The sequence below is a fragment of the Klebsiella sp. KP20-425-1 genome, from assembly GCF_025813515.1.
Taxonomy (GTDB): Bacteria; Pseudomonadota; Gammaproteobacteria; order Enterobacterales; family Enterobacteriaceae; genus Klebsiella; species Klebsiella pneumoniae.
On record NZ_CP109614.1, the window covers coordinates 4,144,237 to 4,165,365 of the forward strand.

Here is a 21,129-nt window from a genome sequence, read left to right on the forward strand (position 1 = left end):
CGGCGGCGGCCCGCCGCCGGTTTTACCCCGCATCACCTTAGCGCCACGCGTTTTTCCATCCGGTAATTAATAAACCACTCCCCGCGCGCCGCCACCCGTTGCTCAGCCACCACCTTAAAACCATGAGCCGTAAAACAGGGCTTTGCGGTAATGCTGGCGTCCACCGTCAGGATTTGCGCTGGATACTGAACGCAGAGCGCCTCGATAAGCGCGCCGCCGATACCCTGGCGGGCACGATCCGGCGAGACGAACAGCAAATCGATATGCGTCCCGATGGCGGTGATAAAGCCAAACGGCTGGCTGTTGACCACGGCCACCAGGCCGATTGAGTCGGCCAGCTTTTGTCGCCAGCGCGTCTCATCCACCTGCGCCCAGGCCGCGATCTGCCCCGGGGTATAGTCCCGACTGGCGGTTTCCCGCACCGCGCGCAGAAAGATCTGGCAGAGCAGTGGCAAATCGCTGTCGCGGTAAGCACGAATATGCATGGCTAAATCCCTAATAAAAGCTGCCTTTCCAGCTGCGGATCGAGCAACGTCACGTGGAGCCCAACCAGGCGCACGCCCCGTCCGCCGCGGCGCTCATCCCAGGCTTTGTGCGCGGTGGCGATCAGATCCTCTTTGTTCAGCCGCGGCCAGACGTGCTCCTGGGTGGTCAGCTGGAAATCATTGAATTTCAGTTTAATGCCCTGGCGGGCGATCAGCAGATCAGGTTTGACCTTCGCCAGTCGCCTCTCCAGCTCGGGATAGAGGTTTTCGATAATCGCTTCGCACTCCGGCCATTCATGTATATCTTCCGCTAAGGTGCGCTCCACGCCCACCGATTTACGCTGCCGATCGTTATGAATTTCCCGCTCATCAATCCCGTGGCTGCGCTCCCACAGAATACGCCCGAATTTACCGAAGCGCTTAAGCAGCATGGCCAGATCGCTGTTCTGCACATCGCCACAGGTTCGCAGGCCCATATTTTCCAGCTTCGCTGCCGATACCTTCCCGACGCCGGGTATTTTCGCCAGCGGCAGCGCCCGCACAAACTCTGCCACCTGATGGGGGGCGATAACGAACTGGCCGTTGGGTTTATTCATATCTGAAGCGATTTTAGCGAGAAACTTCACCGGCGCCACCCCCGCCGAGGCGGTGAGGCGCAGCTCCCGTTCGATGGTCTGGCGGATCTCCTGGGCTATCAGGGTGGCTGACCCGTGACAATGCTCGCTGTCGCTGACGTCAAGATAGGCTTCATCCAGCGACAGCGGCTCAATGCGCGAGGTATAGCGGGAGAAAATTTCGCGGATATGGTTCGAGGCTTCTTTGTAGGCATCAAAGCGGCCGGGAAGCAGCGTGAGATGCGGGCACAGCTTGAGCGCCGTCGCCGTCGGCATGGCGCTGCGCACGCCAAACTTACGCGCAGGATAGTTCGCGGTACTAATCACGCCACGTTGTACCCGACTGCCGCCTATCGCGAGGGGAATATCGCGCAACGCTGGGTTGTCGCGCATCTCCACCGCCGCAAAGAAACAGTCCATATCGACATGGATAATTTTACGCATCGTCAGACTCAACACTGTATACCCATACAGCATAGCAAAAACAGATGCGAATTTTATGCTTTTTTTATTTCATCGGCTAAAAAAGCGGTTAAAACATAAAACTGCAATAAATTATGTTTATTTTCATTGAGTTAAAAGATAAACCAGGAAGATATAATCATGAAGAAAATACTTACCGCGCTTTGCCTGCTGGCCACCGCCGGCGCCTGGGCCGCTCCACAGCTGATAGCCCACCGCGGCGGCACCGGCGATGCGCCGGAAAATACCCTGCCGGCCATTAAGCTGGCGCTGGAGAATAACGCCGAAGCCATCTGGGTCACGGTGCAGTTAAGCCGCGACGGCGTACCGGTGCTCTACCGGTCAAGCGATCTTTCCGCATTGACCAATAGCGAGGGCAAAGTTTCCAGTTTGACCGCCGCCGAGCTGGCGAAAGTCGACGCCGGCTGGAAATGGGGGGATGACAGCCACCCGTGGCGCGGTAAGCAGGCCACCATTCCGACCTTGCAAAGCGTTTTACAGCAATGGCCGCACACTTTTTTCTATATCGATATCAAATCTCCGGATGCCGATCCGACCGTGATGGGCCAGCGCCTGCTTGAAGTGTTAAAAACCACCGATAACCTCGATCGCGTGCGGGTCTATTCCACCGAAGACCGCTATATCGCCGCCCTGCCGCCAGCCATCCCTCGCTTTGTCACTCGCAGTGAAACCCGCACCAGGCTTGCCAATATTTCGCTCAGCCATCAGTGCCAGCCAGCGAGTCAACGCGATGGTGAGCAATGGTATGGACTGGAGCTGAAGCGCAAAGTCGAGGTGGTGGAGAAATTCACCCTTGGCGAAGGGATCTCCCCGGCGACGCTCACCTGGGATAAAGAGGCAATGGATTGCTTCCGCTCGCAGGATAAAGCGCACATTATCTTCTTCGGCATCAACAGTGCGGAAGACTACCGCACGGCGATAGAACTGGGCGCCGACGGGGTGATGGTGGATTCTCCGGCGCAGGCGAAAAGCTGGCAGTAAGGGAGTCAACGGCTAAAAAAGCCGCGAAAGCGGCCTCACATTGCTGGCATGTTGTTGCCGGGTGGCGGCTGGCGCCTTACCCGGCCTACAAAACCGAAGCAGCAGCCCCGGCAAGCGCAGCGCCGCCGGGCACGGAGCCGCTTTATGCCGGGTGGCGGCTGGCGCCTTACCCGGCCTACAAAACTGAAGCAGCAGGTCCGGCATGCGCAGCGCCGCCGGGCATTACAAAATACGCCGCTGCTGACGCTGCGCCTCGCGGGCGAGGCGCTTTTTACGCGCGTCGCACGGTTCCGGACAATCGCAGACTTTCTCCAGCCCCAGCGCGGAGATCCCACCGCAGCTGCCCTGGATGCTCTTGCGCTTCACCAGGTAGCCCAGCGACATGCCGAAGATCACCAGCGCAAAAATCACAAAGGTCGCGATAAATACCGTCAGCATCGTCAGCCTCCAAAGTCGTCGAGGAGAATATTCTCGTCCTCGACGCCCAGATCTTTGAGCATCTTAATTACCGCGGCGTTCATTACCGGCGGCCCACACATGTAGAACTCGCAGTCTTCCGGCGCCGGGTGATCGCGTAGATAGTTCTCGTACAGAACGTTATGGATAAAGCCGGTATGCCCGGTCCAGTTATCTTCCGGCAGCGGATCGGAGAGCGCGACGTGGAAGGTAAAGTTTGGATTGTCGCGCGCCAGCTGTTCAAACTCCTCATCGTAGAACATTTCGCGCAGCGAACGGGCGCCGTACCAGAAGCTGATTTTGCGCGTGCTGTGCAGGCGCTTGAGCTGGTCGAAAATATGCGAACGCATCGGCGCCATCCCGGCGCCGCCGCCGATAAACACCATCTCGGCGTCGGTTTCTTTAGCAAAGAACTCGCCAAACGGCCCGGAAATCGTCACCTTATCGCCCGGCTTCAGCGACCAGATATAGGATGACATGATCCCCGGCGGCGCATCCGGGACCTTCGGCGGCGGCGTCGCGATGCGCACATTGAGCATAATGATGCCCTTCTCTTCCGGATAGTTAGCCATTGAGTAGGCGCGCAGGGTCGGCTCTTTCACCTCAGAGACATAGCGAAACAGGTTGAACTTATCCCAGTCTGAACGGTATTCATCGGGAACATCAAAATCTGCATAGGCTACTTTATGCGGCGGGCATTCAATCTGAATATAGCCCCCGGCGCGAAACGGCACCACCTCCCCCTCCGGGATCCGCAGCTTGAGCTCTTTAATGAAAGTGGCTTTGTTATCGTTAGAGATAACTTCACACTCCCATTTTTTGACGCCGAAAATCTCTTCCGGCAGTTCAATCTTCATGTTCTGCTTCACCGCCACCTGACAGGCCAGACGGCAACCGGCTTTGGCATCCCGCTTGGTAATATGCGAAAGCTCGGTCGGCAGGATATCCCCGCCGCCCTCTTTAACAGTTACCCGACACTGGCCGCAGGAGCCGCCGCCGCCGCAGGCGGAGGAGACGAAGATCCCGTTGCTGGACAGCGTGTTCAGCAGTTTGTCACCCGCCGGGGTGCGGATCTGTTTATCCGCTTCGTTATTGATCTCAATAACCACGTCGCCCGCGTTCACCAGCTTTGAGCGCGCTGCCAGGATAAGCCCCGACAGCACCAGCACAATCAGCGTGAACATCACGACGCCAAGAATAATTTCCATACTTATTCGCCCTTATAGCTGCACGCCGGAGAAGGACATAAAGCCCAGCGCCATTAGTCCGGTGGTGATAAAGGTGATCCCTAACCCGCGCAAACCGGCGGGCACGTTGGCGTACTTCATTTTTTCGCGGATCCCCGCCATCGCCACGATCGCCAGCATCCAGCCAATGCCGGAGCCGAAGCCGTAGACGATGGACTCCGGGAAGTTGTAATCGCGCTGCACCATGAACGACACGCCGCCGAAAATCGCACAGTTAACCGCAATCAGCGGCAGGAAGATGCCCAGCGCGTTGTACAGTGCCGGAAAATACTTATCGAGGATCATCTCGAGGATCTGCACCAGCGCGGCGATCACTCCGATAAAGGTGATGAAGTTAAGAAAGCTGAGATCCACCCCCTCAACCAGCGCGCCGTCGCGCAGCACCAGGTTATAGACCAGGTTATTGATTGGCACGGCAAGCCCCAGCACTACCGTCACCGCGACGCCGAGGCCGAAGGCGGTGGAGACCTTTTTCGACACCGCAAGAAAGGTGCACATCCCGAGGAAGAAGGCCAGCGCCATGTTCTCAACGAACACCGCGCGGACAAACAGGCTGATGTAATGAGCCATCACCGATTACTCCTTTTCCTGCTGCTCAGGCTTCCAGCTACGCAGGGCCCAGATCAGCAAACCGATAATGAAGAACGCGCTCGGCGCCAGCAGGAACAGGCCGTTCGGCTGATACCAGCCGCCGTTCTGCACCGTTTCCAGCACCGTGATACCGAACAGCTTGCCGCTACCGATAAGCTCGCGCAGGAAGCCGACGATAATCAGGATCGCGCCATAGCCGAGACCGTTGCCAATACCATCCATAAAGCTCGCCAGCGGCGGCGACTTCATGGCGTAGGCTTCGGCGCGGCCCATCACGATGCAGTTGGTGATGATAAGCCCGACGAATACCGACAGCTGTTTGGAGGTCTCATAGGCGAAAGCCCGCAGCAGCTGATCCACCACGATCACCAGCGAGGCGATGATCGCCATCTGCACGATGATGCGCACGCTATTGGGAATATGGTGGCGGATCATCGAGATAAACATGCTGGAGAACGCCGTCACCAGGGTCACCGCAATGGTCATCACGAAGGCGGTTTCCAGTTTGGTGGTTACCGCCAGTGCGGAGCAGACACCCAGCACCTGCAGGGCGATGGGGTTATTGGCGATGAGCGGCCCCACCAGCACGCGCTTCACCTCTTTCATATCGCTCTGTTCAGCCATTATTCAGCTCTCCCTCACGAACCTTTTTCAGGAACGGACCAAAGCCCAGTTCGCCCATCCAGAAATCAAAGCTATGCTGCACGCCATTGGACGTCAGCGTGGCGCCGGATAAACCGTCAACCGCGTGGAGATCGCCTGCGCGCGCGCCGCCTTTCACCACCTTCAGCGCCGGCATGCCGTTGTCATCCAGCACCTGCTTGCCGACAAACTGCTGGCGCCAGTTCGGGTTTTCCACCTCGCCGCCCAGCCCCGGCGTTTCGCCCTGATCGTAGTAAGTAATACCTTTTACCGTGCGGCCATCGACGTCCAGCGCCACGAAGGCATACATCATTGACCACAGGCCGTTGCCATAAATGGGCAGCACCACCTGCTCAATCTTCTGCTGCGCGTCGCGCACCAGGTAAATTTCCGCCAGATTACTGCGTCGCTTTATACCAGCCGGATCCTGACTGGCATCCAGGGCCATACTCTGCTGCGGATCCTTCAGCGCCTGAGCCTGATTAAATTTACCCGGGTCTTTCTCCAGCAGTTCGCCGGTGGCCAGATTCACCAGTCGCGGGGTAATGCGCGCCGCGAAGGTGTCCGCTACCGCATCCGCATCCATACCGGGGTGCATCAGCCCTGACACTGCCAGGATATTGCGCTGCTTATCCAATGCCCGCTGCGCCTGCTGGCGGGATTTCAGCCCCACGGCCGAGCCCGCCACCACGATGGAGCAGACCAGACAAAGCACCAGCACCACCAGCAGCGTTTTGCCGATGCTATCGTTACTTTTCTTCTCAGCCACGCGACTTCCTCCGCTTAATATTGGCCTGCACCACCAGATAATCGAACAGCGGTGCGAAGAGGTTGGCGAAGAGGATCGCCAGCATCATCCCTTCCGGATAAGCCGGGTTCACCACGCGGATCAGCACGCACATCACGCCGATCAGCACGCCGTAACTCCATTTCCCTTTATCGGTAAACGAGGCGGATACCGGGTCCGTCGCCATAAACATCATCCCGAAGGCGAAACCGCCGAGCACCAGATGCCAGTACCATGGCATAGCGAACATCGGGTTGGTGTCGGAGCCGATAACGTTAAACAGGGTGGCGGTGGCGATCATGCCGATCATTACCCCGGCGACGATGCGCCAGGACGCGACGCGGCCAAAGAGGATGATCGCCCCGCCGATGAAGATCATCAGCGTTGACACTTCGCCAATTGAGCCGGGAATATTGCCGAGGAAGGCGTCCATCCAGCTCACCGGCACGCCAGTCGCCACGTTCACCAGCGCTTCACCGCCGCCGCTGGCCCACTGGGAGAGCGGCGTGGCGCCGGAGAAACCGTCCGCCGCGGTCCATACGAGATCGCCGGAAATCTGCGCCGGATAGGCGAAGAACAGGAACGCGCGCCCCGCCAGCGCCGGGTTGAGGAAGTTGCGCCCGGTGCCGCCGAAAATCTCTTTGGCGATCACCACGCCGAAGGAGATCCCCAGCGCCGCCTGCCACAGCGGCAGCGTGGGCGGCACAATCAGCGCGAAGAGAATAGAGGTAACGAAAAAACCTTCGTTAATCTCATGCTTGCGCACAATCGCGAACAGCACCTCCCAGAAGCCACCGACGATAAAAACGGTAATATAGATCGGCAGGAAAAATACCGCGCCCAGGGTCATCATGCTCAGCCAGCCGGCGTCGGCACTGAAGCTCACCCCTAACCACTGGGCGACGCTGTAGTGCCAGTTGTTGGCGATCGCCTGCTGCAGCTGTTCGGCGCCGTATAGCTTGTGCAGCGCCGGAATGGTCTGCAGCCCAACGTTGTACATGCCCCAGAACATCGCCGGGAATACGGCAAACCACACGAGGATCATCATCCGCTTCAGGTCGATGGCGTCGCGCACGTGCGCCGCGCCGCGGGTTACCTGGCCCGGCGTGTAGAAGATGGTCGCCGCCGCCTCATACAGCGGGTAATATTTTTCCAGCTTGCCGCCATGCGTGAAATGCGGCTCAAGTTTCTCAATCAGGTGCTTTAAGCCCATCTCTTATCCTTCCTGCTCAATCCGGGTTAACACGCTGCGCAGCGCCGGGCCATATTCATACTTTCCAGGGCAAACATAGGTGCACAGCGCCAGATCTTCTTCATCCAGCTCCAGACAGCCCAGCGCCTGAGCGCTGTCGGTGTCTCCGGCCAGCAGATCGCGCAGCAGTATGGTCGGCAGGATATCCAGAGGCATCACCCGCTCGTAGTTGCCGATCGGCACCATCGCCCGCTCGCCGCCGTTGGTATCGGTGGAAAAATGAAAGCGCTTGCGCTTGAAGAAATGGCCCAGCGTGGTGCGGGTAATCGAGAATTTCTCTTTGCCCGGCATCACCCAGCCGAAGAGCTCTTTTTCCCGCCCTTCTTTGACCACGCTCACCTGCAGATGGAAGCGCCCCAGGAAGGCGTGAGGGCCATGGGCGCGGGCGCCGCTAAGCACCGAGCCGGAAATGACCCTGTTTTCCCCCTCCTGCAGCTCACCTGCCAGCAGATCCTCCAGGCTGGCGCCGAGCGTCGTTTTGACCAGCCGCGGAGATGTTACCTGCGGGCCGCCGAGCGCAATTATCCGTTCGCAGTAGAGCTCCCCGTCGAGGAAAAGCTTACCAATGGCGATCGCGTCCTGATAATTGAGGTGCCAGACCTGCTTATTCAGGCTCACCGGCTCCAGAAAGTGAATATGCGTTCCCGGCAGCCCCGCCGGGTGCGGCCCGCTGAACTGATTGAAACGAACCTGGCCGAGAGGATGACCGCCCAGCTTGCCGCCGCTGGGCTGGCAGACGTGCACTTTCCCGTCGGTCAAGCGCGTGAGCACGGTAAGACCGGCGTCGAAGGCGGCACGTTCGGCCAGAATAATCGGCTGCGGCTCCGCCGCCAGCGGATTGGTGTCCATGGCGTTAACAAAGATAGCGGCGGGCGTGCTCCCCGGGAGCGGCGTTTTGCTGAACGGTCGGGTACGCAGCGCCGTCCATTGGCCCGACGCCAGCAGCTGCTGCTGTACGGTGTCGCGCGGCAGTTCGGCCAGCGCGTCCGCGGCGTAACGGGTAAACGCCACCGCGTCATTGCCCTCGATATCAATCACCACCGACTGCAACACGCGCCGTTCGCCGCGGTGGATCGCGCTGACGATCCCGCTCGCCGGGGCGGTAAAGCAGACGCCAGGGATCTTTTTATCTTCGAACAGGATCTGACCTTTTTTGACCCGATCGCCTTCTTTAACCGCCATCGCGGGACGCATGCCAACGTACTCTTCGCCGAGTAGCGCGACGCGCTTCACCGCTGGCGCGGGAGAAATCTGCTGTAATGGCATGCCAGCTATGGGCAAATCCAGCCCTTTCGTGATTTTAATCATATCGTTAGCAGGTATCCGTAACCTCAACCCCGACGCAGGTCAGGGCCAGCTTATTGACAGAATGGCAGAGAAGAAAGGGCGAAACGGCGCCAGTAGCGCTCAGGACGGAAGAGAAGCATCCTTTCTTACTCTGATGATGAACCGGCGCAAGTGTAACATTTCGTGAGCGGCGGCTGTAGCGCAAGGGGCGATAAGTGCTTCTAAAATGCGAGCTATTGCGCAAAGTTCTCACTGTGTTTTCGTCGCTGGCAGGGTATAAAGTGAGGCTGATTTGTAAACGCCGCCACGTCGCCCTTGCGAAAAAATGCCGTGATGCTAATGTGAGCGCTCTAAATCCAGAAAACTCTGATTTCGGGTCTCTCTTGCCGTCCTGGCAATGTGGCTATTTTGTTTTATCAAGGAACAAGCAGTATGCGCAAAATCGCATTATTTATTGCGATGCTTCTGTTGCCGTGCGTGTCATTTGCCGGGCTGCTCAGCAGCAACAGCCCGACAACGCCGGTAAGCAAAGAATATAAGCAGCAATTAATGGGTTCACCGGTTTACATTGAGATCTTTAAAGAAGAGCGCATGCTCGACCTTTACGTCAAAATGGGTGAGACCTACCAGCTCCTCGACAGCTACCGGATCTGCAACTACTCCGGTGGCCTCGGTCCGAAACAGCGCCAGGGCGATTTCAAGAGTCCGGAAGGGTTCTATAACGTCACCCGCAGCCAGCTCAAACCCGACAGCCGCTTCTATAAAGCGATTAACATCGGCTTCCCGAACGCCTACGATCGCGCCCATGGTTATGAAGGGAAATACCTGATGATCCACGGCGACTGCGTCTCAGTCGGCTGCTACGCCATGACCGACAGCGGTATCGATGAGATCTTCCAGTTCGTGACCGGCGCCTTAGTCTTCGGCCAGCCAAGCGTGCAGGTGAGTATCTATCCGTTCCGCATGACCAACGCCAACATGGAACGCCACAAATACTCCTACTACGCGGATTTCTGGAAACAGCTCAAGCCTGGCTATGACTATTTCCAGCAGACCCACAAACCGCCGGTCGTATCAGTGACCGACGGCCGCTATGTGGTGAGCAAGCCGCTCAGCCACGAGGTTGTCCAGCCGCAGCTGGCCTCAAACTACACGCTCCCCGAGACAAAATAACGCCCACTCGCCTGGCATGATCTTATGCCAGGTTTCATTGGCCGTCAGCGGCTGCGTGGCGATAACCGTGACCACATCGTTGGGTGTGGTCTCGCGTTGAAAGTCGATCTCCACATCCTGGTCCAGCAGTTTTGCCACGCCGAACGGCGCTCGCCGGGTGATCCAGTGCAGATTGGTCGAGCAGAACGCCATTACGTAGCGCCCGTCCGACAGCAGCATGTTGAACACCCCTTTCTCACGTAGTTCACCCGCGAGGGTGGCGATATTCTTGAAAACGCCCAGCATATTGCCCGGCGTGCGCGGATAGCGCTCGGTTAAACGGTGCAGCAGCCAGCAAAACGCTTTTTCACTGTCGGTTTCACCTACCGGATGAAAATTACCGGTTTTCAGCGACTTATAGCCTTTTAGCTGCCCATTGTGCGCATAGGTCCAGTTGCGCCCCCACAGTTCGCGGGTGAAGGGATGGGTGTTCTCCAGGGCCACCCTCCCGCGGTTGGCCTGACGAATATGGGCGACGACGGAACAGGACTTAATGGGGTAATCCTGAACCAGTTTCGCGATCGGCGACTGAAAGCTCGGCTGGGGATCCTTGAATGTGCGACAGCCTTTACCTTCATAGAAGGTGATGCCCCAGCCGTCTTTATGCGGCCCCGTCCCGCCGCCGCGCTGCACCAGCCCGGTAAAGCTAAAACAGATATCGGTTGGCACATTGGCGCTCATCCCGAGCAGTTCGCACATAGATCACCTCACCCTCACAAATCACGACGGCGCCGGAGCGAGGCCACCGTCAACAGTACACACTCACCTGCCTGTTAGCCTTTCGCCATCTCTTTTTCGATCAGCATAATCAGAATGTGGATCACTTTGATATGGATCTCCTGGATGCGGTCGGCGTAGCCAAAGTGCGGCACGCGAATTTCAACATCAGCGCTACCGGCCATTTTACCGCCGTCTTTACCGGTCAGGGTGATCACTTTCATCCCCTGCGCCCGCGCGGCCTCAATGGCCTTAATCACGTTGCCGGAGTTGCCAGACGTGGAGATACCGAGCAGCACATCGCCTGCGCGGCCAACGGATTCAACGTAGCGGGAGAACACATACTCATAGCCAAAATCATTGCTCACGCAGGAGAGGTGGCTGACGTCGGAGATCGCGATGGCCGGGTAACCCGGGCGGTTTTCGCGATAACGTCCGGTCAGCTCTTCCGCAAAATGCATCGCATCGCAATGGGAACCGCCATTACCGCAGGACAGCACTTTCCCACCCGCCTTAAAGCTATCCGCCAGCAGGACAGCGGCACGCTGGATAGCATGGATATTGGCTTCGTCCTGCAGAAAGTTAGCCAGCGTTTCCGCGGCTTCGTTCAGTTCGTTACGAATAAGATCCTGGTACATGAGGATAATCCTTCAGTATGAGTGGAATAACCCCGGCAGTGTACCGGATAGCCGTCGAAGCGAGAAGCAGCAGGCAGCGTTATCCCTCGCTCTTTTGATTTTATGTGCCGCTTTTGCATACAACAATGTGAGCAAGGTTGTAATTATTTTGTAAACACATTGCTAAATAAAAACGCATGCACTACAACCAATACATCACAAGTGGTCAGACCTCCTACAAGCTCAGGGAGCATTTCTCTATGATGATTTTGAGTATTGTTGCAACCGTCGTTTTACTCGGCGCGCTCTTCTATCACCGGGTCAGCCTGCTGCTCAGCAGCGTGATTTTGCTCGCCTGGACCGCGGCGCTCGGCGCGGCCGGAGTGTGGAATATCTGGCTGCTGCTGCCTCTGGCGATCATACTGTTGCCGTTTAACTTTGCGCCTATGCGTAAATCCATGATTTCCGCACCGGCGTTTCGCACATTCCGCAAGGTGATGCCGCCGATGTCGCGCACGGAAAAAGAAGCCATCGACGCCGGCACCACCTGGTGGGAAGGCGATCTGTTTCGCGGCAATCCTGACTGGCAAAAGTTACATAACTATCCGCAGCCGCGGCTGACCGCCGAAGAACAAGCTTTCCTCGACGGCCCAGTTGAAGAAGCCTGCCGGATGGCTAACGACTTCGCCATCACCCACGAAATGGCCGATTTGCCGCCGGAGCTGTGGGCCTATCTGAAAGAGCACCGCTTCTTCGCGATGATCATTAAGAAAGAGTATGGCGGACTTGAGTTCTCCGCTTACGCTCAGGCACGAGTACTGCAGAAACTCTCTGGCGTCTCCGGCATCCTGGCGATCACCGTCGGCGTCCCGAACTCGCTGGGCCCGGGCGAACTGCTGCAGCATTACGGTACCGAAGAACAGAAGAATCATTATCTGCCGCGTCTGGCACGCGGCCTGGAAATCCCTTGCTTCGCTCTCACCAGCCCGGAAGCGGGCTCTGACGCCGGCGCCATCCCGGATACCGGCGTGGTGTGCATGGGCGACTGGCAGGGTCAACAGGTGCTGGGGATGCGCCTGACCTGGAACAAACGTTATATCACGCTGGCGCCTATCGCCACCGTGCTGGGGCTGGCTTTCAAACTCTCTGACCCGGATCGTTTGCTGGGCGGAGAAGAAGAGCTGGGTATCACCTGCGCGCTGATCCCCACCTCCACCCCGGGCGTGGAAATCGGCCGTCGCCACTTCCCGCTGAACGTGCCGTTCCAGAACGGTCCAACCCGCGGCAAAGATATCTTCGTGCCTATCGATTACATCATCGGCGGCCCAAGCATGGCCGGTCAGGGCTGGCGCATGCTGGTTGAATGTCTATCGGTCGGCCGCGGTATTACTCTGCCGTCCAACGCCACCGGTGGTCTGAAATCCGTTGCCATGGCGACTGGCGCTTACGCCCATATTCGCCGCCAGTTCAAAATCTCCATCGGCAAAATGGAAGGGATTGAAGAGGCGCTGGCGCGTATCGCCGGTAACGCCTATGTGATGGACGCTGCGGCGTCGCTGATCACCTACGGCATCATGCTCGGCGAGAAACCTGCAGTGCTGTCCGCTATCGTGAAATATCACTGCACCCACCGCGGCCAGCGCTCCATTATCGACGCGATGGATATTACCGGCGGGAAAGGCATTATGCTGGGCGAAGGCAACTTCCTCGCCCGGGCCTATCAGGGCGCGCCTATCGCCATCACCGTGGAAGGCGCAAACATTCTGACCCGCAGCATGATGATCTTCGGTCAGGGGGCGATTCGCTGCCATCCGTACGTACTGGAGGAGATGGCCGCCGCGCAGAATAATGACCTGAACGCCTATGACAACCTGCTGTTCAAACACATCGGCCATGTCGGCAGTAATAAAGTGCGGAGTTTCTGGCTGGGCCTGACCGGCGGGCGCACCAGCAGCGCGCCGACCCGTGACGCCACCCGTCGCTACTATCAGCAAATGAACCGTCTGAGCGCCAACCTGGCACTGCTGTCAGACGTCTCAATGGCGGTGCTCGGCGGCAGCCTCAAGCGACGCGAACGTATCTCCGCCCGTCTGGGGGATGTGTTAAGCCAGCTGTACCTGGCCTCGGCGGTGCTGAAACGCTATGACGATGAAGGACGCAATGAAGCCGATCTGCCGCTGGTTCACTGGGGGGTACAGGACGCGCTGCACCAGGCCGAGCAAGCCATTGACGATCTGTTGGACAATTTCCCGAACCGTCTGGTGGCAGGCGTAATGCGCCTGGTCATCTTCCCGACCGGCCGTCATCATCATGCGCCGTCGGATAGGCTGGACCACCAGGTCGCCAAAATTCTGCAGGTGCCCAGCGCCACGCGCTCCCGCATCGGTCGCGGTCAGTACCTGACGCCGAGCGAGCATAACCCGGTAGGCCTGCTGGAAGAGGCCCTGCTGGAAGTGATGGCGGCCGATCCTATCCACCAGCGGATCTGCAAAGAGTTGGGTAAAAATCTGCCGTTCACCCGTCTGGATGAGCTGGCCCACAACGCGCTGGCCAAAGGATTAATCAGTCAGGATGAGGCCGCCATTCTTACCCGTGCAGAGCATAGCCGTCTGCGCAGCATTAACGTCGACGACTTTGCGCCAGAGGAGCTGGCGACAAAGCCGGTAAAGCTGCCGGAAAAAGTTCGTAAAGTTGAAGCTGCATAATAAAACCACTACCACATCACACGCCGGGCGGGGAACTTTCCCCGCCTTTTTTTCGCCCTCTCCTCCCCTTTCGTTTCCATCAGTAGCATTTTTTTAACAAAATATTCCGCGGACCGCCGCGCGGCTGATATGGTGTTACAGTTAACCTAACCCCCTCATGAGAATGGAGTTGACCATTGTGCCTGGCCTGAAAATTTCGCTGTTGCAACAACCGCTGGTCTGGATGGACGGCCCTGCCAACCTGCGCCATTTTGATCGCCAACTGGAAGGAATCACCGGGCGCGATGTGATTGTTTTACCAGAGATGTTTACCACCGGCTTTGCCATGGAAGCGGCAAAACAGTCTTTACCCGAGGCCGACGTGGTGGAGTGGATGCATGCCCGGGCCGCGCAATCCCAGGCGCTGATTGCCGGCAGCGCTGCGCTGCAAACTGAACACGGCGCCGTTAACCGCTTCCTGCTGGTCGAGCCTGACGGTACGGTGCACCATTATGATAAACGGCACCTGTTCCGTATGGCCGATGAACATCATCACTATGAGGCCGGAAACCAGCGCGTGGTCTTTGAATGGCGTGGATGGCGGATCCTGCCGCTGGTCTGTTACGACCTGCGCTTTCCGGTATGGTCGCGTAATCAGAACGACTATGATTTGGCGCTGTATGTCGCCAACTGGCCGGCGCCGCGCTCGCTGCACTGGCAGTCGCTGCTGATCGCCCGCGCGATTGAAAACCAGGCCTATGTCGCCGGCTGTAACCGGGTTGGCACTGACGGCAACGGCCATCATTACCGCGGCGATAGTCGGATTATCAATCCCCAGGGGGAGATTATCGCCACCGCCGATCCGCATCAGGCCACTCGTCTTGATGCCGAGCTGTCGCTGAGCGCCCTTCAGGAATATCGTGAAAAATTCCCCGCCTGGCGCGATGCCGATCCTTTCACGATCGGCTAATCACCCTTCGGGAGCCGCTGCGCTCCCTTTTTATTCCACCACGATCCGCACAGCACAGTAGACCAATAACGCAGCCAGCATCCAGTTCAGTTGCCGCCCGTACAGCAAAAACAGGCGTTGAAACAGATGCCCCGCCAGCGCCCAGCACAGATTTCCCAGCGCGCCAATCGCCGCCAGCAGCAGACTCACGCTGATAAGCCAAACAGGCTCGCGAGTAACGGGCAGAACAAAGGTAGAAAGCGCGGTGATGCCATACAGAATAATTTTAACGTTGACGAACTGTAGCCCCAGACTCGCCCAAAAGCCTACCGGTTCTACACTCGGCGTCCCTGTCGCCGGTTTGTTTTTGGCAATCTGCCAGGCCAGCCACAGGATGTACGCCGCGCCAATCCATCCCAATACCAGGGTAAAGCGTGAGTCGAGTTCAACCAGCGAAAAGGTTAAAGCCGCGCAAATCAACATAGTGATAATAAACCCGACGCTCATCCCGGCCAGCACCCGCAGGCTGCGGCGTAGACCATGGGAGGTGACGCTGCTCAGCGCCAGGATATTGTTGGGCCCGGGTGTCAGGGCGGTGATCAAAGTGTAAGTTAAAAAGGCGCTTATCAGGGTAGGTGTCACGGGTTTTCTCCTCTTGTCTGGCAGACACTACCCGAAGCTGATAATTTAAAAAAATGAATATTTTTTCATTCTCGCTTCGATAATATCGATACAAAGAGGAAATATGGATCTGCGACGCTTCATCACCTTCAAAACTGTTGTCGAAGAAGGTTCCTTTCTGCGCGCGGCGCAGAAACTATGCTGCACTCAGTCCACCGTGACTTTTCATATCCAGCAGCTGGAGCAGGAGCTTGCCATCCCGCTGTTTGAGAAAATCGGCCGGCGGATGTGTCTCACCGCCGCCGGTAAGAAGGTCCTGCCGCATGTCTACGACCTGACTAAAGTGATGGCCTCGATTCGTCAGGCGGCACGCCAGGACGATGAGCCCGGCGGCGAACTTCGCGTCGCCACTGGCGAAACGCTGCTGGCGTATAAAATGCCGCGGGTGCTGCAGCGTTTTAAGCAACGCGCTCCGAAAGTGCGCCTGTCGCTGCAGTCGCTCAACTGCTACAGCATCCGCGATGCGCTGCTTGCCGACGAGGTCGATTTGGGGGTGTTTTACCGGGTGGGTAACGATGACGCGCTCACGATAATGGAGCTTGGCCAGCAGTCGCTGGCGCTGGTCGCATCGGTCGAGCAGGCGCCGGTAGACTTCATGCGCCCGCGGCAGCATATCCCGCTGAGCTTTATCATCAACGAACCCCAGTGCGTGTTCCGGCAGATTTTTGAAAGCACCCTGCGCCAGCGCGAAATTACTCTGGAGAACACCATTGAGCTGTGGAGTATTGAGAGTATCAAGCAGTGCGTGGCGGGAAATCTGGGAGTGAGTTTTCTGCCACGCTTTGCGGTGGAGGACGAGCTCAAGCGCGGGACGCTGGTTGAGCTGCCATTCAGCGAGACGCCGTTGACGATCCATGCGCTCTGCGCCCACCATGCCGGGAAGGCTATCAGTCCGGCGATGCGGGTATTTATGCAGTGCATGCAGGAGGAACAAGAGGCGCGCTGAAATTCGGCGACGAAAACGACGAAAGCCTGAATCATTGCTGATTCAGGCTTTCTGAATAGTGGCGGAACGGACGGGACTCGAACCCGCGACCCCCTGCGTGACAGGCAGGTATTCTAACCGACTGAACTACCGCTCCGCGTTGTTGTTCCGTTGGGAACGAGGCGAATATTACGGATTCCCCTCTACCCCGTCAACGCTTTTTCTACCATTTTGAATCGTTTGCTGCAAAAATCACCCAACCGCCTATTTTTAATTCATTTTAGTGGCTATCAGGCACGCCACAGGCAGCTTCCGCCTTTCTTTTGTACCAGGTCGAGGCGGGATTCATGGTTCGCCAGTTCTTCATCTGAGGCATAAACCACGCGTAACTGACTGCCGGCGCGGACGACGCGCTGAATTCCCATCTCTCCCGCCTGCTGCTGGCTTTCGCCTTCCATAGAGAACGCCATCGAAGTCTGGCCGCCGGTCATCATCAAATAGACATCGGCAAGGATCTGGGCATCGAGCAACGCCCCGTGCAGCGTACGCTTGCTGTTGTCTATTTCGTAACGCGAACATAGCGCATCGAGGCTGTTGCGCTTGCCTGGAAACATTTTCCGCGCCAGCGCCAAACTGTCGGTGATTTTACAAAAGGTCTCGGTTTTTCCGATGCCGCGGTTTAGCTTACTGAATTCATAATCCATAAAGCCGATATCGAACGAGGCGTTATGGATCACCAGCTCCGCGCCGCGGATGTAATCCATAAACTCATCAGCCACGTCGGCAAAGGTAGGTTTATCCAGCAGGAACTCATCGGCGATCCCGTGTACGCCGAATGCTTCAGGATCCACCAGCCGATCGGGCTTCAGATAGACGTGAAAATTGTTACCGGTCAGGCGGCGGTTGATCACCTCCACGGCGCCGATCTCAATGATCTTGTGTCCTTCGTAGTGTGCCCCGATCTGGTTCATACCGGTGGTTTCGGTATCGAGAACAATCTGGCGCGTAATTGCAGTGCTCATAGCGGTCATTTATGTCAGACTTATCGTTTACAAATCGATTTCAATTACAGGAAGTCTACCAGAGATGCTCAAACAGGTAGAAATTTTCACCGACGGCTCTTGCCTGGGTAATCCAGGACCTGGCGGCTACGGCGCCATCATGCGCTACCGCCAGCACGAAAAAACCTTCAGCGCTGGCTACCGTCTGACCACCAATAACCGCATGGAACTGATGGCGGCAATTATTGCCCTGGAAGCGTTAAAAGAGCATTGCGAAGTGGTGCTCAGCACTGACAGCCAGTATGTTCGTCAGGGGATCACCCAGTGGATCCACAACTGGAAAAAGCGCGGCTGGAAAACGGCAGAGAAAAAGCCGGTGAAAAATGTCGACCTCTGGCAGCGGCTGGACGCCGCGCTTGGCCAGCATAAAATTAAATGGGAATGGGTAAAGGGCCACGCCGGCCATCCTGAAAATGAACGCTGCGACGAGCTGGCGCGCGCGGCGGCCTCCCACCCCACACTGGACGATGTCGGCTACCTGCCTGAGAGTTAATTCTGCCCTTTGCGCCACTGCCGGGTGGCGCCCACCGCCGGCCGCAGCTGAGTTTTCGCTTTGCCGGATTTCATCGGATTGAGCGTCAGCGGAATGGTCCGTTTGCGGGCGACAATCAATTGCAAACAGCCCAGCGCCGGCAGATGGGTGCTCAACAATTTGCCGCCATGGCGCGACCAGGGCAAAACCTGGTAACGTCCATAGTGCAGCACTTCAAAGTTGAGCAGCGCCAGCCAGTCCAGCTGGCGCATCAGCGTAAACATACGGCTATTATAAGGCGTTCCTTTGCGCAGGACCGGCACCAGCTTACGCAACCCCATCAGGCTGACCGGATTAAACCCGGTCAGGATCATCCAGCCATCATCGATCAGTACACGATCGGCTTCCCGCAGCAGACGATGCGGATCGCTACACCACGGCAGGGTGTGCGCCAGCAGGCAGGCGTCAACGGACTTTTCGGCAAAGGGTAAATGCAGCGGGTCAGCCCGGACCTGCATTGGATTTCCCGCCAGCGAGACATTCACCTGGTGCGAGATGGCGCAAGCTTCGGTATTGATTTCCGCGCTCAGATTGCCAATCTTAAGCAGATGAAAGCCATATAATTTAGCCAGCCACGGTTTCATCTGCTGCTCCAGCGTTTCGCGATAGTATTCGCCCCACGGCATACTGGACCAATGCTCAGGCGCTGTCACTGTGTGAGGTATCCTTGCCGGCTTCATTGCCACCTTCCGCTACGCTTTAGAGGTAATTTATGAATCTTATCAGTATTCCCGCGTTTCAGGACAACTACATCTGGGTTCTCAGTGAGAATAACGGCCGCTGCATCATCGTAGATCCAGGCGAAGCCGCGCCGGTTCTGGCAGCCATCGAGGAAAACCAGTGGCAGCCCGAGGCTATTTTATTGACCCATCATCATCAGGATCACGTCGGCGGCGTAAAACAATTACGTGAAAAATTCCCTTCTATAGTGGTTTACGGGCCGGCGGAAACCCAGGATAAAGGCGTCACTCAGGTGGTAGGCGATGGCGATCGGCTGTCAATTCTCGGGCACGATTTTTCCATTTTCTCTACGCCAGGTCACACATTAGGACATATCTGTTACTACAGCGAACCTTATCTGTTCTGTGGCGATACGATGTTTTCCGGCGGCTGCGGAAGGCTGTTCGAAGGTACAGCAGAGCAGATGTATCAATCATTTATGAAAATTAATGCCCTTCCTGAAGAAACCCTCATATGTTGCGCACATGAATATACGTTAGCGAATATGAAGTTTGCATTGAGTATCCTGCCAGATGATAGGGACATAAACGATTACTATCATAAAGTTAATGAGTTACGTGCAAAAAAACAAAAAACACTACCCGTAACTCTGAAAAATGAGCGGCGTATAAATTTATTTTTACGCGTAAATGATATTGATTTAATTGACAAAATTAACAAAGAAACAAATTTGCAACACTCTGTGGCGCGATTTGCATGGTTAAGGTCAAAGAAAGATGACTTCTGATATTTAATTCTTGTCATCGGCCAACTTCGCCGTTATCCTTGGTCGTCTTTTAAGCAACTATTGACACACACATGAAGGCACGAGCGATATTACTCGCCTCTGTCCTGCTGGTGGGGTGCCAGGCGTCTAAGCACGATGGCACCGTCGAACAGCGAGCACAGAGCCTTTCTGCGGCTGGTCAAGGGGAAGCAGGCAAGTTCACAAGTCAAGCGCGCTGGTTAGATGATGGAACCTTCTACGCGCAAGACCAGGATCTGTGGACTTCCATAGGCGACGAGCTAAAGATGGGAATACCGGATAATCCCCGGATTCGCGAACAGAAACAGAAGTACTTAAGAAATAAGAGCTATCTCCACGATGTAACTTTACGGGCAGAGCCGTATATGTACTGGATAGCCGGGCAGGTTAAGAAACGTAACATGCCAATGGAACTGGTATTACTACCCATAGTGGAGAGCGCTTTTGACCCACACGCGACGTCTGGCGCCAATGCCGCAGGCATTTGGCAGATCATTCCGAGCACAGGGCGCAATTATGGTTTAAAACAGACCCGCAGTTACGATGCGCGTCGTGATGTCGTCGCATCTACTACCGCGGCGCTGGACATGATGCAACGTCTGAACAAAATGTTCGACGGCGACTGGTTGTTAACGGTCGCAGCCTATAACAGCGGCGAAGGCCGGGTCATGAAGGCAGTAAAAGCGAACCGTTCGCGTGGCAAACCCACCGATTTCTGGTCGCTGTCTCTGCCGCATGAAACGAAAATCTACGTCCCGAAAATGCTGGCATTGAGCGACATTCTCAAAAACAGCAAACGTTACGGCGTAAAGCTGCCTACGGCTGATGAAAGCCGTGCGCTGGCGCGCGTTCGCCTCGACAGTCCGGTTGATATTTCTCAGCTCGCGGACATGGCCGGTATGCCGGTCAGCAAGCTGAAGACGTTCAATGCGGGCGTAAAAGGGTCAACGCTGGGCGCGAGCGGGCCAAAGTACGTCATGGTGCCGCAGAAGCACGCCGCACAGCTGCGTGAATCGCTGGCCTCTGGCGACATTGCCGCCGTGCAGCCGACGCAGCTCGCGGACAATACGCCGCTAACCAGCCGTAGCTATAAGGTGCGTTCCGGCGACACCATTTCCGGGATAGCTTCCCGTCTTGGTGTGACGACCCGCGATCTGCAGCAGTGGAATAACCTGCGCGGCTCTGGATTAAAGGTTGGGCAGAATCTGGTTATTGGCGCAGGCAGCAGCGCCCAGCGTCTGGCGAACAACAGCGATAGCATCACCTATCGCGTTCGTAAAGGCGATTCGCTGTCGAGCATCGCCAAACGTCACGGCGTTAATATTCGCGACGTGATGCGCTGGAACAGCGATACCGACAACCTGCGCCCAGGCGATCAGCTAACGTTGTTTGTGAAAAACAGCGATCGACCAGAGTCCTGATACCTCTGGTTCGACAAAA

At 56.8% G+C, this 21,129-nt stretch carries 22 protein-coding genes and 1 tRNA gene; 8 read left to right on the forward strand and 15 right to left on the reverse strand.

Annotated elements, in window-relative coordinates; all coding sequences use genetic code 11:
• Positions 1–32 precede the first annotated feature (32 nt).
• A complete protein-coding gene (locus OHJ17_RS20360) occupies positions 33–485 on the reverse strand; it encodes a GNAT family N-acetyltransferase (RefSeq protein WP_032432622.1) in 453 nt (150 codons plus the stop codon).
• A gap of 2 nt (positions 486–487) precedes the next feature.
• Positions 488–1,543, reverse strand: a complete 1,056-nt coding sequence (gene dinB / locus OHJ17_RS20365) for a DNA polymerase IV (RefSeq protein ID WP_002889726.1) — start codon at positions 1,541–1,543, stop codon at positions 488–490.
• Positions 1,544–1,702: 159 nt separating this feature from the next.
• On the opposite strand from dinB, the gene OHJ17_RS20370 reads away from it, so the two are divergent.
• The gene (locus OHJ17_RS20370) at positions 1,703–2,563 is read left to right on the forward strand and encodes a glycerophosphodiester phosphodiesterase family protein (protein WP_032432621.1); all 861 of its coding nucleotides are present in this window, start codon (positions 1,703–1,705) and stop codon (positions 2,561–2,563) included.
• 222 nt (positions 2,564–2,785) lie between these two features.
• Here the strand turns inward: OHJ17_RS20370 and nqrM are convergent, their stop codons facing one another.
• From nqrM to OHJ17_RS20405, 7 genes are read right to left on the reverse strand one after another with little or no spacing between them, the layout of a single operon-like run.
• The gene (gene nqrM / locus OHJ17_RS20375) at positions 2,786–3,001 is read right to left on the reverse strand and encodes a (Na+)-NQR maturation NqrM (protein WP_004178678.1); all 216 of its coding nucleotides are present in this window, start codon (positions 2,999–3,001) and stop codon (positions 2,786–2,788) included.
• Positions 3,002–3,003: 2 nt separating this feature from the next.
• Positions 3,004–4,227, reverse strand: a complete 1,224-nt coding sequence (gene nqrF / locus OHJ17_RS20380) for an NADH:ubiquinone reductase (Na(+)-transporting) subunit F (RefSeq protein WP_002889720.1) — start codon at positions 4,225–4,227, stop codon at positions 3,004–3,006.
• A gap of 12 nt (positions 4,228–4,239) precedes the next feature.
• Positions 4,240–4,836, reverse strand: a complete 597-nt coding sequence (gene nqrE / locus OHJ17_RS20385) for an NADH:ubiquinone reductase (Na(+)-transporting) subunit E (RefSeq protein WP_004177335.1) — start codon at positions 4,834–4,836, stop codon at positions 4,240–4,242.
• Between the two features lie 6 nt (positions 4,837–4,842).
• On the reverse strand, positions 4,843–5,481 hold the full coding sequence (locus OHJ17_RS20390; RefSeq protein ID WP_002889716.1) for an NADH:ubiquinone reductase (Na(+)-transporting) subunit D: 639 nt from the start codon (positions 5,479–5,481) through the stop codon (positions 4,843–4,845).
• A complete protein-coding gene (locus OHJ17_RS20395) occupies positions 5,474–6,268 on the reverse strand; it encodes a Na(+)-translocating NADH-quinone reductase subunit C (RefSeq protein ID WP_004177336.1) in 795 nt (264 codons plus the stop codon). The genes OHJ17_RS20390 and OHJ17_RS20395 overlap by 8 nt, the downstream gene beginning before the upstream one ends.
• Positions 6,261–7,499 carry an NADH:ubiquinone reductase (Na(+)-transporting) subunit B gene (locus OHJ17_RS20400; protein ID WP_004147186.1) on the reverse strand — a complete coding sequence of 413 codons (1,239 nt, stop codon included), beginning with the start codon at positions 7,497–7,499 and terminating at the stop codon, positions 6,261–6,263. Before OHJ17_RS20400 ends, OHJ17_RS20395 begins: the two co-directional genes overlap by 8 nt.
• Before the next feature lie 3 nt (positions 7,500–7,502).
• Positions 7,503–8,846 (reverse strand): Na(+)-translocating NADH-quinone reductase subunit A, encoded by a 1,344-nt coding sequence (locus OHJ17_RS20405; RefSeq protein WP_032432620.1) that lies wholly within the window; start codon positions 8,844–8,846, stop codon positions 7,503–7,505.
• A 411-nt stretch (positions 8,847–9,257) separates the two neighbouring features.
• Here OHJ17_RS20405 and dpaA point away from each other — a divergent pair, with 411 nt between their 5' ends.
• A complete protein-coding gene (gene dpaA, locus OHJ17_RS20410; RefSeq protein ID WP_002889699.1) occupies positions 9,258–9,998 on the forward strand; it encodes a peptidoglycan meso-diaminopimelic acid protein amidase in 741 nt (246 codons plus the stop codon).
• Here dpaA and OHJ17_RS20415 read toward each other — a convergent pair.
• On the reverse strand, positions 9,969–10,736 hold the full coding sequence (locus OHJ17_RS20415) for a class II glutamine amidotransferase (RefSeq protein WP_032431499.1): 768 nt from the start codon (positions 10,734–10,736) through the stop codon (positions 9,969–9,971). The genes dpaA and OHJ17_RS20415 overlap by 30 nt on opposite strands.
• Before the next feature lie 74 nt (positions 10,737–10,810).
• On the reverse strand, positions 10,811–11,392 hold the full coding sequence (lpcA, locus tag OHJ17_RS20420; protein WP_004145825.1) for a D-sedoheptulose 7-phosphate isomerase: 582 nt from the start codon (positions 11,390–11,392) through the stop codon (positions 10,811–10,813).
• 239 nt (positions 11,393–11,631) lie between these two features.
• Here lpcA and fadE point away from each other — a divergent pair, with 239 nt between their 5' ends.
• Both fadE and OHJ17_RS20430 read left to right on the forward strand, forming a co-directional pair.
• Positions 11,632–14,076: an acyl-CoA dehydrogenase FadE gene (gene fadE, locus OHJ17_RS20425; protein WP_004191884.1), complete on the forward strand. Its 2,445-nt coding sequence runs from the start codon at positions 11,632–11,634 to the stop codon at positions 14,074–14,076.
• A 178-nt stretch (positions 14,077–14,254) separates the two neighbouring features.
• Complete coding sequence (locus tag OHJ17_RS20430) at positions 14,255–15,025, forward strand: amidohydrolase (protein ID WP_002889689.1); 771 nt, start codon at positions 14,255–14,257, stop codon at positions 15,023–15,025.
• Positions 15,026–15,055: 30 nt separating this feature from the next.
• On the opposite strand, the gene eamB is transcribed toward OHJ17_RS20430, so the two are convergent.
• The gene (gene eamB / locus OHJ17_RS20435) at positions 15,056–15,646 is read right to left on the reverse strand and encodes a cysteine/O-acetylserine transporter (RefSeq protein ID WP_029602781.1); all 591 of its coding nucleotides are present in this window, start codon (positions 15,644–15,646) and stop codon (positions 15,056–15,058) included.
• Positions 15,647–15,749: 103 nt separating this feature from the next.
• Between eamB and OHJ17_RS20440 the strand changes: the two genes are divergently transcribed.
• Positions 15,750–16,631 carry a LysR family transcriptional regulator gene (locus tag OHJ17_RS20440; RefSeq protein ID WP_004177340.1) on the forward strand — a complete coding sequence of 294 codons (882 nt, stop codon included), beginning with the start codon at positions 15,750–15,752 and terminating at the stop codon, positions 16,629–16,631.
• 59 nt (positions 16,632–16,690) lie between these two features.
• Here OHJ17_RS20440 and OHJ17_RS20445 read toward each other — a convergent pair.
• Together OHJ17_RS20445 and dnaQ are read right to left on the reverse strand one after the other, a co-directional pair.
• Positions 16,691–16,767 (reverse strand) — tRNA-Asp (locus tag OHJ17_RS20445).
• Between the two features lie 133 nt (positions 16,768–16,900).
• Positions 16,901–17,632, reverse strand: a complete 732-nt coding sequence (gene dnaQ, locus OHJ17_RS20450) for a DNA polymerase III subunit epsilon (protein ID WP_004152034.1) — start codon at positions 17,630–17,632, stop codon at positions 16,901–16,903.
• A 64-nt stretch (positions 17,633–17,696) separates the two neighbouring features.
• Between dnaQ and rnhA the strand changes: the two genes are divergently transcribed.
• Positions 17,697–18,164 (forward strand): ribonuclease HI, encoded by a 468-nt coding sequence (gene rnhA / locus OHJ17_RS20455; protein ID WP_029602780.1) that lies wholly within the window; start codon positions 17,697–17,699, stop codon positions 18,162–18,164.
• Here rnhA and OHJ17_RS20460 read toward each other — a convergent pair.
• A complete protein-coding gene (locus OHJ17_RS20460; RefSeq protein ID WP_002889685.1) occupies positions 18,161–18,883 on the reverse strand; it encodes a class I SAM-dependent methyltransferase in 723 nt (240 codons plus the stop codon). The two genes, rnhA and OHJ17_RS20460, sit on opposite strands and share 4 nt — an antisense overlap.
• 32 nt (positions 18,884–18,915) lie before the next feature.
• Between OHJ17_RS20460 and gloB the strand changes: the two genes are divergently transcribed.
• Together gloB and mltD are read left to right on the forward strand one after the other, a co-directional pair.
• A complete protein-coding gene (gloB, locus tag OHJ17_RS20465; RefSeq protein WP_004145833.1) occupies positions 18,916–19,671 on the forward strand; it encodes a hydroxyacylglutathione hydrolase in 756 nt (251 codons plus the stop codon).
• 71 nt (positions 19,672–19,742) lie between these two features.
• Positions 19,743–21,110 carry a murein transglycosylase D gene (mltD, locus tag OHJ17_RS20470; RefSeq protein WP_002889632.1) on the forward strand — a complete coding sequence of 456 codons (1,368 nt, stop codon included), beginning with the start codon at positions 19,743–19,745 and terminating at the stop codon, positions 21,108–21,110.
• The last annotated feature ends 19 nt before the right edge of the window (positions 21,111–21,129 follow it).